Annotated in this window: 12 protein-coding genes and 1 pseudogene; 6 read left to right on the top strand and 7 right to left on the bottom strand. The window is 41.1% G+C overall.

Going from position 1 to position 15,661, the window contains the following annotated elements:
* Positions 1–132: 132 nt before the first annotated feature.
* Positions 133–1,728, top strand: a complete 1,596-nt coding sequence (locus tag NYR89_RS04650; protein WP_279446542.1) for an ABC transporter substrate-binding protein — start codon at positions 133–135, stop codon at positions 1,726–1,728.
* Between the two features lie 278 nt (positions 1,729–2,006).
* On the opposite strand, the gene metF is transcribed toward NYR89_RS04650, so the two are convergent.
* Positions 2,007–2,888, bottom strand: a complete 882-nt coding sequence (gene metF, locus NYR89_RS04645) for a methylenetetrahydrofolate reductase (RefSeq protein ID WP_279446541.1) — start codon at positions 2,886–2,888, stop codon at positions 2,007–2,009.
* A 219-nt stretch (positions 2,889–3,107) separates the two neighbouring features.
* On the opposite strand from metF, the gene NYR89_RS04640 reads away from it, so the two are divergent.
* Positions 3,108–4,265 (top strand): 5-methyltetrahydropteroyltriglutamate--homocysteine S-methyltransferase, encoded by a 1,158-nt coding sequence (locus tag NYR89_RS04640; protein ID WP_279446540.1) that lies wholly within the window; start codon positions 3,108–3,110, stop codon positions 4,263–4,265.
* Positions 4,266–4,326: 61 nt separating this feature from the next.
* Here NYR89_RS04640 and NYR89_RS04635 read toward each other — a convergent pair.
* From NYR89_RS04635 to NYR89_RS04615, 5 genes and pseudogenes are all read right to left on the bottom strand, one after another.
* A pseudogene (locus NYR89_RS04635) lies at positions 4,327–5,923 on the bottom strand (FAD-binding protein).
* A 51-nt stretch (positions 5,924–5,974) separates the two neighbouring features.
* A complete protein-coding gene (locus NYR89_RS04630) occupies positions 5,975–6,781 on the bottom strand; it encodes an ABC transporter ATP-binding protein (RefSeq protein WP_279446539.1) in 807 nt (268 codons plus the stop codon).
* A gap of 3 nt (positions 6,782–6,784) precedes the next feature.
* On the bottom strand, positions 6,785–8,758 hold the full coding sequence (locus NYR89_RS04625) for a dipeptide/oligopeptide/nickel ABC transporter permease/ATP-binding protein (RefSeq protein WP_279446538.1): 1,974 nt from the start codon (positions 8,756–8,758) through the stop codon (positions 6,785–6,787).
* Positions 8,758–9,711: an ABC transporter permease gene (locus NYR89_RS04620; protein WP_279446537.1), complete on the bottom strand. Its 954-nt coding sequence runs from the start codon at positions 9,709–9,711 to the stop codon at positions 8,758–8,760. Before NYR89_RS04620 ends, NYR89_RS04625 begins: the two co-directional genes overlap by 1 nt.
* Positions 9,712–9,813: 102 nt before the next feature.
* Complete coding sequence (locus NYR89_RS04615) at positions 9,814–11,388, bottom strand: ABC transporter substrate-binding protein (protein WP_279446536.1); 1,575 nt, start codon at positions 11,386–11,388, stop codon at positions 9,814–9,816.
* A gap of 264 nt (positions 11,389–11,652) precedes the next feature.
* On the opposite strand from NYR89_RS04615, the gene hemW reads away from it, so the two are divergent.
* From hemW to queF, 4 genes are all read left to right on the top strand, one after another.
* A complete protein-coding gene (gene hemW / locus NYR89_RS04610) occupies positions 11,653–12,810 on the top strand; it encodes a radical SAM family heme chaperone HemW (RefSeq protein ID WP_279446535.1) in 1,158 nt (385 codons plus the stop codon).
* A gap of 74 nt (positions 12,811–12,884) precedes the next feature.
* Complete coding sequence (gene bcp, locus NYR89_RS04605; protein WP_279446534.1) at positions 12,885–13,355, top strand: thioredoxin-dependent thiol peroxidase; 471 nt, start codon at positions 12,885–12,887, stop codon at positions 13,353–13,355.
* The gene (gene gmhB, locus NYR89_RS04600) at positions 13,355–13,903 is read left to right on the top strand and encodes a D-glycero-beta-D-manno-heptose 1,7-bisphosphate 7-phosphatase (protein WP_279446643.1); all 549 of its coding nucleotides are present in this window, start codon (positions 13,355–13,357) and stop codon (positions 13,901–13,903) included. Before bcp ends, gmhB begins: the two co-directional genes overlap by 1 nt.
* A 46-nt stretch (positions 13,904–13,949) precedes the next feature.
* Positions 13,950–14,789 carry an NADPH-dependent 7-cyano-7-deazaguanine reductase QueF gene (gene queF / locus NYR89_RS04595; RefSeq protein WP_279446533.1) on the top strand — a complete coding sequence of 280 codons (840 nt, stop codon included), beginning with the start codon at positions 13,950–13,952 and terminating at the stop codon, positions 14,787–14,789.
* Between the two features lie 43 nt (positions 14,790–14,832).
* On the opposite strand, the gene trmJ is transcribed toward queF, so the two are convergent.
* Positions 14,833–15,561 carry a tRNA (cytosine(32)/uridine(32)-2'-O)-methyltransferase TrmJ gene (gene trmJ / locus NYR89_RS04590; RefSeq protein ID WP_279446532.1) on the bottom strand — a complete coding sequence of 243 codons (729 nt, stop codon included), beginning with the start codon at positions 15,559–15,561 and terminating at the stop codon, positions 14,833–14,835.
* Between the last annotated feature and the right edge of the window lie 100 nt (positions 15,562–15,661).

Raw genomic sequence — 15,661 nt, 5'->3', positions numbered from 1 at the left:
TATGGTTGGTGGACATTAATTTACAAAATTGTAATATATATCATCTATTAGTTATAAGAATGTAGATTTTGTTATTTCAAATTAGGCTAAAAATCTTTTATGTTCGCAAAAAAATTTAACTAAGGATTTTCTATGCGTTTTTCTAAGACTTTTTTAGCACTACCTTTGTTTGGTATTTCACCATTTTTAGTTGTCGCTCCTGCTCATACTTTAGTAAATTGCATTGCAACCGCCCCACAAAAGTTAAGTCCGGCAATTACCAATGATGCGAATGACTTTAACGCTAGTTCTCAGCAGATTTATGATCGTTTATTAGCATTTAAAGCCGGCAAAATTGAGGTCGAGCCAAGTTTGGCGGAAAAGTGGGAAGTAAGTGAAGACGGTTTAACTTACACTTTCCATTTACGTAAAGACGTACCGTTTCACACTAACAAGTTATTCACCCCAAGTCGCAATTTAAATGCCGATGACGTGGTATTTTCCTTTCAACGTCAGGCGGATAAAAATCATCCGTACTACAATGTTTCTGGCAAGACTTATTTCTATTATCAATGGATGAATTTGCCGAAAATTTTAAAGTCAGTTGAGAAAGTGGATGAATATACGGTGAAAATGACGCTAAATCAGCCGAATAGTCCATTCCTTACAACAGTTGCAATGGATTTCTTATCGATTTATTCAAAAGAATATGCGGACAAATTATTAGCAGAGGGCAAGCCGGAATTATTGGATCAACAGCCGATTGGTACAGGACCGTTTGAATTTCAGGTTTATCAAACCGATCAAGCGGTACGTTATAAAGCGAACCCGAATTATTGGCAAGGTAAAGCAAAATTTGAGCGATTAATTTTTGCAATTACCCCCGATGCCGGTACACGCTATGCTAAATTAAAAGCCGGTGAATGTGATGTAATTGATTTCCCGAATATCGCCGATATTCCACAAATGAAACAAGATCCAAAAGTGACGTTATTTGAGCGTGAAGGTTTAAATCTGGCATATATCGGACTTAATACGAAAAAAGCGGCATTAGATAATGTGAAGGTGCGCCAAGCACTACAACACGCTACCGATAAAAAAGCGATTGTTGATGCGGTGTTCCAAGGTGGCGGTACGGTAGCGACTAATCCGTTCCCAAGTTCGGTGCTTGGCTATAATGAAAACTTGATTCAGTATGAATTTGATTTGGCAAAAGCCAAAAAATTATTAGCGGAAGCAGGCTATCCGAACGGTTTTGAAACGGAGATTTGGGTGCAACCGGTGGTGCGCCCATCAAATCCGAATCCAAGACGCACGGCAGAAATTATTCAAGCAGATTGGGCGAAAATCGGGGTAAAAGCGAAATTAGTGAGCCACGAATGGGCGGATTTTAATAAACGAACTCGTGAAGGCGAATTTTCAGCCGGCACTTACGGTTGGACGAGCCGTAACGGTGATCCGGATAATTTCCTGTTTCCTCTATTAAGCAAAGAAAATATTCCGGGTACCAATTATTCACGTTGGACGGATACCGAATTTGAAGGCTTATTACAAAAAGCGGTACAAACACAAAATACCGCTGAACGTCAGCAGTTGTATCAACAAGCGGTCGAAATTTTCCAAAAAAATACACCGATAATTCCGATTGCGCATGCAATTAACTATGTGCCGGTCAGTAAGCGTGTGCAAGGTTTTGTGCAAAGCCCGTTTGGTTACACTTCTTTCTATAATGTGAGCCTAACAGAATAATTTTACGAGCAAGAACGCAAAAATCTGTTTTTTCTCAACTTTTTTGTTAAGACCTCGATAAACTATATGTTTATGGAGGTCTTATGTTGTCAATTAGCATTTTCTTAACGATTCTTGCATTAATATTGCTTTGTACTGGAATTTATATTAACCATACGCAAAATAAAAAACAGAAACATAAAAACTAGCGGTAATTTTGCAAATTCAGATAGAAATTTAACCGCTTGTGTTGATTAGGAAACTCACTAAATTTGGTGATTTAGTGCGTTTTGTTCTATTTAGGTCGGTCGTACGCCTAATGCGTGGCAAATGGCATAAGTTAATTCGGAGCGATTCAGCGTATAGAAATGAAAATCTTTGACCCCTTCTTTTGAAAGAATTTTAACCATATCCATAGCAATACTGGCGGCAACTAAATTGCGAGTCGTTTGATCGTCATCTAATCCTTCATACATTTTATTCATCCAATGCGGTACTTTAACATTGGTGATTTTTGCCATTTTTTGTAATTGTTTAAAATTCGTTACCGGTAAAATGCCCGGTACGATTTCTACATCAATTCCCATCATTACACAGCGATCGCGGAATCGCAGATAACTGTCGATATCAAAAAAGAATTGGGTAATTGCTCGATTAGCACCGGCTTCCACTTTTTGCTTTAAGTAAATTAGGTCGGATTGTGCCGATTTTGCATCCGGATGTACTTCGGGATAAGCCGCAACCGAAATATCAAAATCTGCGACTTCTTTTAAGAGTTTTACTAAATCTTTGGCAAAAAAGGATTTTTTAGCATAACCGGCAGGCTCATCACCACGCAATGCGACAATATGGCGAATACCACTATTCCAATAATCTTGTGCAATTGAACGAAGTTGTTCGAGATTGGCATCAATACCGGTTAAATGCGGTGCAACAACTAGATCAGTATCTTGTTGAATACGTTTTACAATCGAATGAGTACGCTCGCGTTCGCCTGAATTTGCACCATAAGTCACAGAAATAAATTTCGGTTTAAGCGGAGCGAGTCGATGAATAGAGTTCCAAAGTAGCGTCTCCATTTTTTCATTTTTGGCCGGGAAAAATTCAAAAGAGGCATTAATATTACCGTTTAAATCAGCAAGGGTATGGTTTAAGTGATCGATTTCTTTGGCATAGCTCATAGAAGTGTCTCCGTATTATTCTGATATGTAATAAGAACACTTTAAAATGCCGTTCAAGTTAAATCAATTTCATTATTTTCATATTTTTTATTATTTTTATTCATATGTGTGTTTGGGTAGGAATATGAATATAATTCATATAGGTTGATAAAAACTTTCAGGCACGAAATAGAGAGAAGTTTGTTAGAATAAAGAAAAGGTTATATTTATATATTAGGAATGATGACTATGTCTAAACTTTTCCCCAATGCAACACAACGTACTTCCGCGCCTTATCGTTTTGATATCGTAGGGAGTTTCTTACGTACTGATCCGATTAAACAAGCTCGTCAGCAATGTTCTTGTGGCGATATTTCTTGTGCAGATTTAACCCAAGTAGAAGATGCGGAAATTGCAAAATTAGTTGAACATCAAAAAGCAGTAGGTTTACACGCGGTAACTGACGGCGAATTTCGCCGTACGTTCTGGCATATGGATTTCTTAGCCGCATTAGACGGTATTCAGGAAGTGGATGCAGAGAAGTTCTCGGTACAATTTAAACACCACAGCGTACGTCCGAAAACCATTAAGATTGTCGATAAAGTGGATTTTTCGGAATCACATCCGTTTGTAGAACATTTTCGTTCACTACAAAAAATTGCCGGTGAAACTGAAGTGAAATTCACGATTCCTTCGCCATCAATGTTACATTTAATTACCAATGTACGTGCGGAAGATTACCAGCCGATTGCACGTTATGAAAATAACAACCAGCTATTGTTAGATGATATTGCCGATGCGTATATCAAAGCGGTGAACGTGTTCTATAAATTAGGTTGCCGCAATTTACAATTAGATGATACCAGCTGGGGTGAATTTTGTGCCGAGGACAAACGTGCGACCTATAAAGCACGTGGTTTAGATTTAGACCAAATTGCCAAAGATTACGTCTATATGGTTAATAAAATCGTTGATGCAAAACCGGCGGATGATATTGCTATTACGATGCATATTTGCCGTGGTAACTTCCGTTCAACCTGGTTCTCAGCAGGCGGTTATGAACCAGTGGCAGAAACTTTATTCGGTACGTGTCGCATTGACGGTTTCTTCTTAGAGTACGATTCTGATCGTTCGGGTGATTTCAAACCGTTACGTTTTATCAAAGATCAGCAAGTAGTATTAGGTTTAATTACCTCAAAAGACGGTCAATTAGAAAATCGTGATGAAGTAATTGCTCGTATTCAAGAAGCGGCACAATATGTGGACATTAATCAGCTTTGTTTAAGTCCGCAATGCGGCTTTGCGTCAACCGAAGAAGGTAATATTCTGACGGAAGAACAGCAATGGGCAAAACTGAACTTTATTCGTGAGATCAGCGAAGAAGTTTGGGGTAAATAATCACTAAACGGATGATCAAAAGGGCAAGATAAAATCTTGCCCTTTATTTTTGTATTTTGTTTTACTGCTCATCGGCTAAGTAATGCGCACCTAAACTGTGCGGTTCGTTTAGCATCTGCGAAACAACAAGTTGTGCGGTTTTCAGTGCATAAAAGATTTCGATGCCTTGTTGCTGATGATGCACAATCGGATTAAAACGCTGTTCGAGCTGTTGCAACTCATTCAGCAATAAGGTTAAGTTGGCTTTGGTGCGATACACATTAGCAAAACGAGCCATTTGTTCACGAATTTGTTTGAGTACCGTACTCGCAAGCGCGTATTATCTCCCATTGGATTGTTTAACTGATTAAGCACTTTTTCAGCCTGTAAACGATAAGTTTCAGTATTTACAAGCGGTTGAATTTCAGCAAATTTTTGCAAATTTTTGACCGCTTGTGCTACCGATCGTTTGGCGAATACCAAGCCGCCTCCAACCGAATTACCGCCTAAGCGGTTTGCTCCCTCAATACAATGGGCGATTTCACCAATCGCAAACAATCCGGCGACACAAGATTCGCCATGTTCATTAATCTCAATTCCACCGTTACAACTGTGTGCAAAAGGTGCGATAGCAATTTTATCTTTAACCAAATCTATCCCTACTTCTTGGCGTAACCAATTAAGATAAACCGTATAAAACTCTTGCTTATCTTGATAAAGCTCAGGGGTGTAGTGTAGGTAAATGCCTTTTTGCTGTGGGTTAGCCAATAAATGCTTCATCATCACCAAATCAAATTCGACACAAGGGAAATCCACACTAAATGGCGCATAATGGTCGCGGGCTAACATCATTTGTTGAAATTGTGTTTGAGTGAGATGTGAAAACAGATCTTGCCCATTTTCATCGGTGATTTTGGTGACGTATTTCAGCGTATGTTCGCCAAATAACACTTTGTATTTCGGTTCGACAAAAGAAGGGATAAATTGAATAAAGGCGAGATTAGTCAATTTTGCACCGGCTTGTTGAGCGATGGAATGAGTTGAGCCGATAATATCCGCCGGATAAAGATTGTCTTTATACAAGCCGGCAATGCCACCGCTTGCTAAAATGATTTGGCTGGTTTTGCAAAAAATATAGCAAATTTGACCGCTTGTATTTAGGCTAAACACCGCTCCTTGCACTTGATTTTGTTCGGTAACGATATGCAGTAGTGTCGCTTGTTCATAAACATTAGTGGATTGGCTATCAAGAATTTGTTTCGCCCGTTGAGCGGCTTCTCGCCAATTATTGATCAGATAAATAGGGCGGGGATACTCGGCGAAACAGGCTGGGCGATTGTCGTTGCGTAGCCAAGGCTTAAAGCCGATTTTTTCGAGTAATCCAATCGCTTGGGGCGAATCTTCAATATAGGCTTTTACCACTTTGGGATTGATTCTGCCTTTGCCGACACGTTCAATATCCAGTCGGAATTTTTCCGAGTCATTTTCACCGGTCACTTGAATGCCCAGTGTGGCTTTTAACGGAAAGAAGCTCGCTCCCGAACCAATAGGCGTTTTGCTGATTAACGTCGTTTTCAGCCCAAGTCGTTCCGCTTCAACTGCCGCGCAAGTCCGGCGATACCTGAACCGACAATCAGTAAATCCGTATAAATCGTTTGAGTAATTTGAATTGAATGCATAATGGATATAGATAAAAGGGCAGGATAAACCTGCCCTGAATGTAGCATAAATTACAATAATGACGGTGCGACATTAATCAGCGTACGAGTGTATTCTTCTTTCGGTGAATTGAATACTTCGCTTGAACTACCGGTTTCCACCACTTTTCCGCCGTTCATCACCACAATGCGATCCGAAACTTGATGCACGGTTTGTAAATCGTGTGAGATAAACACCATCGCAAGATTCAGCTCTTTTTTAAGATCAGCAAGTAAATTTAACACTTGTGCCCGTACCGATACGTCAAGTGCGGAAGTCGGTTCATCGGCAACAATCAGTTTCGGATTGAGTGCTAAGGCTCTGGCAATAGCAACCCGTTGTTTTTGACCGCCGGATAAACGGGTCGGCTCGACTAAAGCGGCGGAACGAGGTAAACCGACTCGAGAAAGTAATTCGTACACTCGTTTTTCTCGTTCGTGCGGTTGCAATACGTTATGGATATCCATCGGATCTTTTAAAATATCCAATACACGCATACGAGGATTGAGAGCAGTTGCCGGATCTTGGAAAATGACCGAAACTTGACGACCGAACTGTTTACGGGCCTCGGTGCCGCCGTATTTCATTTGTAAGCCGTTAAATTTGACCGTGCCGGAAGTCGGTTTTTGCAAACCGATCATAATACTGGCTAAGGTCGATTTACCGCGACCGGATTGACCGACTAACCCGACCGTTTCCCCTGCATAGATTGATAAACTGACATTATCTACCGCTGTGAATTTTTTCGGATTAAACAAAGTCCCGTCTCGAGAAGCAAATTGCATCACAATATCGGATAACTCAAGAATCGGTTGTTCTTTTAACACTTTCATACTCATGATTTATCCCTCCACGCGTTTTTCTTGTGTTGCTAAATGTGATGCCCAAAAATGTTGCGGATGATCCTCGGTGGCAACCAGTTGCAAATGTTGCTCCGGATCCGCTTCCGGACGTAATGAACGGCTGGCGAAGCGGTCACCTTTCGCAAAGTCGAATGGTGACGGTACGCTACCCGGAATTTGATATAAGCGTTCGGCACGTAATTCGGTTGAAAGAACCGAGCCAAGTAATCCACGCGTATATTCGTGAGTCGGATTGGCTAAAAGCGGTGTAGTCGGTGCGGCTTCAACCACTTGACCGGCATACATTACCGTGATGTGGTGTGCCATTTGTGCCACAAGTGCAAGATCGTGGCTGACGAATACCATCGCAAAACCGAGTTTTTCACGTAATTCATTTAAGAGTTTGATCACTTCCGCTTGCACTACAACATCGAGTGCAGTGGTCGGTTCATCGGCAATCAATAATTTAGGCTCACGAGCGAGTGCCATGGCAATCAATACACGCTGACGCTGTCCGCCTGAAAGTTCGTGCGGATAACGGTTAAGTGTTTTTTCCGGATCGAGTTTTACCCATTGTAATAAGGTTTCTGCGCTTTGTTTTCCACCTCGGCTAATCAGCTGTGCCATTTGGTCTTTGATTCGCATAGACGGGTTAAGTGCGCTTAACGCATCTTGGTAAATCATTGAAATTTCATGTCCTCTCAACGCATTGAGCTGTTCCGATTTAAGTAAATCATGCTGTTTACCGCTACGATCAGTAAATAAGATTTCACCAGTGATCTGGGCAGTTTTCGGTAATAAACCCATAATAGAGAATGCGGTAATTGATTTACCACAACCGGATTCCCCAACTAATCCCATGGTTTCACCTTCATGTACAGTAAAGCTGATGTTATCAACTAGCGGAATTTCACCGTAACGATTCGGGAAGCGAATTGATAAATTTTTCACTTGTAAAATCGGTTTCGCATTGGCATTTAATTGCATACGATCAGTACGTGCGGTTTCTTTTTCATGCAATTTCAGTAAATAGCGTTTTAAGGCGAGCGTTTCCGCCATCGCTTCTTGTACATCGGTAGAAAGCGGTTTTGCCACATCTTCTTTGGTTTTTGGTGATGTTTTAAGTTTTGGATTCACTAACGCATCGGTTAAACCTTCCGCCAAGATATTTAATGCTAATACGGTAAGTAAAATCATAATACCGGCAAAAGTTGTCGCCCACCAGAAACCGCTTAAGACAAGGTTACGTCCTTCCGATAAGATATTTCCCCAAGATGGGAATGGCGGTTGTACACCGGCACCTAAGAATGAAAGAGACGCTTCAAATACGATTGCATCCGCCACCATTACTGTGGCAAACACTAACACTGGTGCGGCAGTATTACGTACAACGTGTTTAACTAAAATATAAGTGCGGCTACCGCCTAACACTCGTTCTGCACGCACGTAATCCTCTTCCCATTGGGATACGACATTCGCACGTACCACCCTTGCAAGTCGCGGTGTATAAACGACCGCTATGGTAATGATAATCACCGGAACGGAGTTACCAAAGGTCGCAAGTAATACTGCGGCAAGTGCAATGCCTGGGAATGCCATCAAAATATCCATTAACCGCATGATCACTTCGTTACCGAATTTGTCTGCGGTTGCGCCGGTTGCACCTAAAATCCCACCGAATAAGATCGCAACACCCACCGCACCTAAACCGATAAAGAGTGAAGTTCTTGCCCCCCAAACCATGCGGGAGAAAATATCACGCCCTAAACGGTCAGTCCCGAATAGATAGTCACCGCTTGGTGCTTGCACAGGTCTAATGGTTTGTAATGGATCATAAGGGGCGATAATCGGGGCTAAAATGGCAATACAAGCCACAAATAAAATGAAAATCAATGCAATTTTTGAACTGGTTGATAATGCTCTAAATCTAGCGCCACCGTTAGCTAGTCGAGCTACTAATTCTTGACGAAACATTATAGACTCCGAATTTTTGGATTAATGAGTAAATAGAGAATATCAACAATGATATTAACTAATACGAAGGTAAAGGCGATAGTAAGCACCACGCCTTGAACTAGATGTAAGTCATGGTTCACGATACCGTTAAAGATAAGTTTACCCATCCCCGGTAAATCGAAGATTTGTTCAATCACTACCGCACCGCCGAGTAAATAACCAACTCGTAAACCCAGTACGGTTACTGGTGTAATTAAGGCATTTCGTAAGACATTATGGCGAATCACGGTCGAGTAAGGTACGCCGTTACCAATCGCAGTACGCACGTAATCTTTATCCATTTCTTCCACCATGGTGGTACGCACAACACGAATTAATGAAGCACAAACCGGCACGGCAAGCGCAAGTGACGGTAAAATCATCGAACGGAAATATTCGTTCGGATCCTCACTGAACGATACAAAACCACCGGACGGTAACCAATCCAGTTTTAAGGAAAAATATTGAATGAGTAAGATGCCAAGCCAGAAAGATGGCGTTGCAACCGCGACCACCGAAATTAAACGAATCACTTGATCAACCCAACGGTCACGATAAAGCGCGGCAAGAATACCTAAGGAGAAAGAAACGATTGCCGCTAAGAATACTCCGATAAAAGTCAGTTGTAAGGTCAGCGGAAATGCTTTAGCAATCATATCAATAATCGGCTGTTCCGGTGGTGTAGTCATACCGAAATCCAGCACTAACAAATTCCCGAGAAAACGGAAATATTGCACGACTACCGGGTCATTTAAGCCATGTTGTTCTCGATAAATTTCTTTAGCGACTTCACTGGCGCTTTCACCTAAAGCAACCGTAGCAGGATCACCCGGTGTAAATTGCAATACGATAAAAACTAAAGCGGTTACGCCCAAAATCATTATCGGTAGAGCAAGCAAGCGGCGAAATAAAAGACGAAGGATAATTTCCATTGGGACTCCCTCTTGATTGTGGTAAGAGTAAGAAAAAGCGGTTTAAATTTGGAATATTTTTGTAAGAATGCCCTCTGTCAGCACAAAGGGCATTGTATATCATTATTTACGACCAACGCCTAAGAATGATAATCCGGTTGTCGGTAATGGTTGGAAGTCAGTAAGTGATTTATCGCTCCATGCCGTTGGTAATTTACGATGCACGATCGGATAAAGCGGCACTTGTTCGGCAATAATATTAATTGCTTTAGTCCACGCCTCTTTAGCTCCGGCCGGATTTTTTGCGGCTTCATCCAGTAATTTTTGCACTTCGGCATATTCTGGTGTATTTGCCCAACGGAAACGGCGTTTCGGCCATACATCACCGCGGTACCACCAGCTTAATAATAAGTCTAAGTCATTACCAAATACGGACGGATCGCCCGGTGCGATAACGACTTCGAATGCACCTTTGTCAACGTGCGTACCGTATAATGCACCGGATTGTAAATGTTGAAGTGTGACTTTAACGCCTTTTAACGCATTCCAAGATTCAAGAATAAGCGGTGCACATTCTTTTACCCAAGCGTGATCGGTTGCGAGTAATTCAAATTTTAATTCTTTGATACCGGCTTCCGCTAATAAACTTTCGGCTTTTGCTTTATCAAAGTCATATTGGCTGGCGACTTTAACATAATCAGGGTGAGTGTCTTGTACATAAGAACTTGCCGCTTTGGCATTGCCTAAGAACACAATATCGATTAATTTTTGCGTATCTAAACCATAATGTAACGCTTGGCGTACTTTCGGATTATCAAACGGTGCTTTTTCACAGTTAAACATTAAGAATAGTAAGCCGAAAGATTGTACCGATTCCACTTTTCCTTTTCGTTTTAAACGTTCAGCATCAAGATATGGGACGGATTCAATCGCTTGTACACGACCGGATTCTTGTGCGGTTACACGAGCGGCATCATCTGATAATAAGAACCAGGTCATTTTATCTACTTTAGCCGGATAGATACCGTTATAAGCGGTATTCGCTTCAAAGACAATACGGTCGTCTTTGGTTGCAGACACAAATTTATAAGGGCCGGAACCGATAGGTTTGGCATCAAATGCAGATTGACCAGCTTCCACAATATGTTTCGGCACGATTTTCACGATAGTTAAACGTTCTTTAAATAATGCGAACGGATATTTTAATTTAAATTCCACTACTTTATCGTCAAGTGCTTTGACTGAAGCGATAAACGGAATAAATTGAGCAAATAATGAGGCTTTAGCTGGATCTAACACACGTTCAAATGAGTAAACGACATCTTCGGTAGTAACGGGTTTACCGTCGTGGAAGGTTGCCCCTTCACGTAAGGTAATATGGTATGTTACCTCATCTTTTTGTTCAGGTTCTTTTGTCGCTAAAGCGAGATAAGGCTGACGAGTTGCAGGGTGTAAATCGACTAGCCCCTCGAAGATATGTAAGTTTGCGACCATTGAAGATGCACCGCTCGAAGTAAGCGGGTCAAAACCGGTTGAAATAGGATATGCGATACCGGCTTCAATACTTTTTGCAGTTGCCGCCAATGCTTGATTTGAAAAAGTGCCTAAAGTCCCGGAGAATGCAAAGCCTGCACCGACACCTGCAAGAAGTTTCATAAAGTGGCGGCGTGAGTCGTTATAGGTAAATTGAGAAGTCATAACATACCCCTTAATATTTTAATAAAGATTAAATATATTCAGTACAGCTTTAATCTGAACGACTATAAAAGCATTTGATTAGGTTTAAAATGAAGTGTTTGAATCAAAATTAAATCTAAAAATGAATTAAAGTTATCATAACAAGTTATCCATAAGGGTAAAGTTGATAATCTTAGATTTGTGATCTCACTCACAGAAAACTTTGCTTTTAAGTTTGAACGGTTTTCGTTATCATCATTTTTATTTAACTATAGTAGTCAGAACGTGAATTTAACCCTCCCTCCATTAAGTCTTTATATCCATATTCCGTGGTGCGTACAAAAATGTCCGTACTGCGATTTCAATTCACATGCACAAAAAGGTGTGATTCTGGAAGCGGAATATATTCAACATCTACTTGCAGATTTATCGCAAGATTTAACCGCTTATCAGGCGGCAATCGGCAATCGCAAAATTCATTCGATTTTTATTGGTGGTGGAACGCCAAGTCTGTTTTCGGCAGAGGGGATTGCTTATCTGTTGGCAGAAGTCGAAAAGCGTATTCCGTTTGAAGAGAATATTGAAATTACCCTAGAGGCGAATCCCGGTACGGCGGAAGCGGAGCGTTTTCTTGGCTATGCACAGGGTGGTGTAACACGTATTTCGATGGGGATCCAAAGTTTCGAGCCGGAAAAGTTGCTCAAACTTGGACGTATTCACGACTCGAATGAGGCGAAACAAGCGGTCATTTTTGCGCAAAATTCTGCAAAATCCGGTTTGCAAAGTTTTAATATCGACTTAATGCACGGCTTACCTAATCAATCGGTGGCACAAGCACTGGACGATTTACGACAGGGCATTGCGCTCGCACCGCCGCATTTGTCTTGGTATCAATTAACTATTGAACCGAACACGATGTTTTATTATCGCCAACCGACTTTACCGGATGATGATGAACTTTGGGATATTTTCGAGCAAGGTCATCAGCTACTCACTGCCGCCGGCTATGAGCAGTATGAAACCTCGGCGTATGCGAAAAAAGGTTATCAATGCCGTCATAACCTCAATTATTGGCGTTTTGGCGACTATTTGGCAATTGGTTGTGGTGCGCACGGTAAGATTAGTTATCCGACCGGCGAAATTTACCGCTTCAGCAAAACCAAGCACCCCAAAGGGTATATGCGAGGGGAATATCGTTATAGCCAAGATCTTGTGGAACGAGAGGATCGTCCGTTTGAATTTTTTATGAATCGTTTCCGTCTATTAGAAGCGACCCCAAAACAAGAATTTGAGTTTTATACAGGGCTAGATCGAGAAATTGTGCGCCCAACGATGGATTGGGCATTAAGCAAAAATTACATCACGGAAACCGAAAAATATTGGCAGATCACCCAGCACGGTAAGCTATTTTTAAATGAATTATTGGAAGGTTTTTTAGAATAGCGTTTGCAAAAAAATTCAAAGATTTGACCGCTTGTAGTAGAATACAAGCGGTCTTTTTTTAGGAATTTTTTGCAATGAATACACTTAAAGCAGGCGATAAAGTGCCTCAATTTACTTTGTTAGATCAACACGAACAGCCAATTTCATTAAGCCAATTTGCCGGCAAAAAAGTGTTGGTTTATTTTTATCCGAAAGCCTTAACCCCGGGCCGCACTACACAAGCTTGCGGCTTACGTGACAGTAAGTCGGAATTGGAGGAATTAAATGTGGTGGTGTTAGGTATTAGTCCGGATTTACCGAAAAAATTAGCCCAATTTGTCGAGAAAAAAGCACTAAATTTCACGCTATTGTCCGATGCGGATCACCAAGTTGCCGAAGCATTCGGCGTGTGGGGCGAGAAAAAATTTATGGGCAGAACCTATGACGGCATTCACCGCATCAGTTTTTTAGTGAATGAACAGGGCGTGATCGAACAGGTATTCGATAAATTCAAAACCGGTGAGCATCATCAAATGGTGGTCGATTTTGTAAAAGGAACGAAATGATGGCGAATAAAGCGATATTTTTAGATCGTGACGGCACGATCAATATTGATCACGGTTATGTACATCAAATTGACGATTTTCAATTTATTGAGGGTGTCGGCAAGGCGTTAAAGCGACTACAAGATAAAGGTTATCTATTGGTATTGGTCACCAATCAATCCGGCATTGCACGCGGCTATTTTAGTGAAGCACAATTTAATCAATTAACGGAATGGATGGATTGGTCGCTGGATGAAGATTATGGGGTTGTGTTAGACGGTATCTATTATTGTCCGCATCATCCGGAAGGCAAAGGCGAATATAAAGAAGATTGCGATTGCCGTAAACCGAAAGCCGGAATGTTTACTCAAGCGATTGCCGATTTAAATATTGATCCAACACAATCGTATATGGTCGGCGATAAATTAGAAGATCTGTTAGCGGCTGAAGTCGCCGGCGTGAAAACAAAAGTGTTAGTACGTACCGGTAAAGCGGTTACCGCAGAAGGCGAAGCGAAAGCCGATCTGGTATTAGACAGCTTAGTGGATTTAGTCCGTTATATTAAGTAATCACTTCAATGTATTAATTATTTTATAGAATCAAAAGTTTAAAAAGATGAACTACAACGATAAATCATTATCTGCTCTGAAATTAGGGCAAAAAACCGAATATAAAAGTGAGTATGATCCTACGCTTTTACAGCCTGTGCCACGTAAATTAAACCGTGACGGTTTAGGGATTACCGAACAGCGACCGTTTGATCGTGGTGCGGATGTTTGGACCTGTTATGAACTGTCTTGGTTAAACGAAAACGGTTTACCACAGGTAGCGATTGCCGATGTGGCAATTGATTTTCGCGACGAGAATTTAATTGAATCAAAAAGTTTTAAACTCTATTTAAACAGCTTTAATCAAACCAAATTTGCCTCACTTGAGCAAGTGGAACAAACATTGGCTAAAGATCTCAGCCAATGTGCAAGCGGTCAAGTTTCGGTAAAAGTTTACAAATTATCCGCTTACACCCAGCAACCGATTGTTGATTTTGCCGGTGAGTGTATTGATGAACAAGATATTCAAATTGACAGTTACGAATTTTCTAACGAGCATTTAGCAAGCGTGGCAGAGGGGGAAGTGGTTGAGGAAACTTTAGTCAGCCATTTGCTGAAATCAAACTGTTTGATTACCTCGCAACCGGACTGGGGCAGTGTGCAAATTCACTATATCGGTAAAAAATTAAATCGAGAAAAATTATTACGCTATTTAGTGTCATTCCGCGAACATAATGAGTTCCACGAACAATGCGTAGAGCGTATTTTTACCGATCTTATGCAATTTGCACAGCCGGAAAAATTAACGGTCTATGCACGTTATACCCGCCGAGGCGGTTTGGATATCAATCCGTTCCGTTCAAATTTTGAGTCTGTTCCGCAAAATTTGAGAATGGCAAGGCAGTAAGAAAAAGCCCCAGAAAATCGATAACGATATTTTGGGGATTTTTTTATTTTTCTATCTGCTTCTCAACCGAAGTCAACATTCCTCTTAATAAATTCAACTCATTGGTTTCAAGTCCTGCTCGTTGGTATAAGCGGCGGAGCTTGAGCATTACCGCATCATTGCGAATAAAGCCTAATTGTTTATAAAGTCGCTCGGTATGATTAAAGAAATGCTCCAAAGCTTCAGTATTCGGATAATCTTTTGCCTCAACAAGCGGTCGAATTTGCGGATTTTTTTGCAAATCCAACCACGCCATACGCACTTCGTAACTTGCCAGCTGTACCGCCATCGCTAAATTTAACGAACCGTAGTCAGGATTGGTCGGAAAATTTAAATGATAATGGCATTTTAGTAATTCTTCGTTAGTTAATCCGACTCGTTCCCGACCAAATACAATTGCTACTTTGCCTTTTTCGGCACGTTCAACCGCCAATTTGCCGCAATCTCTCGGCTCAATAAGAGTATTTTGTAGATGACGTAATCGAGCACTGGTGCCGATTACTAATTGGCAATCTGCAACCGCTTGCTCAAATGAGTCAAAAATTTGAGCATTATCCAGCACATCTTTTGCGCCGGCGGCGAGGGCTTGAGCTTGTTCGTCAATAGGGTGAAGTGGGGAAACTAAACGTAAATTTGAAAGCCCCATGGTTTTCATCGCACGAGCGGCAGAGCCAATATTGGCGGGGAGGGAAGTTTCGATCAGGATAATTTGAATTTGGTCTAAGCTATTCATTCTGGTTCTATTTATTACATTTTTGTTATGCTAGATTTTAGCAGATTTGTCGCAAACTGAGAATTTGCAATTAATTGATTTATGAGGCGTAATTTTTTTA

The organism is Actinobacillus arthritidis, assembly GCF_029774155.1.
Taxonomy (GTDB): Bacteria; Pseudomonadota; Gammaproteobacteria; order Enterobacterales; family Pasteurellaceae; genus Actinobacillus; species Actinobacillus arthritidis.
The sequence above is the reverse complement of the archived record's forward strand: the minus strand, read 5'-3'. Positions and strand labels throughout refer to the sequence as shown.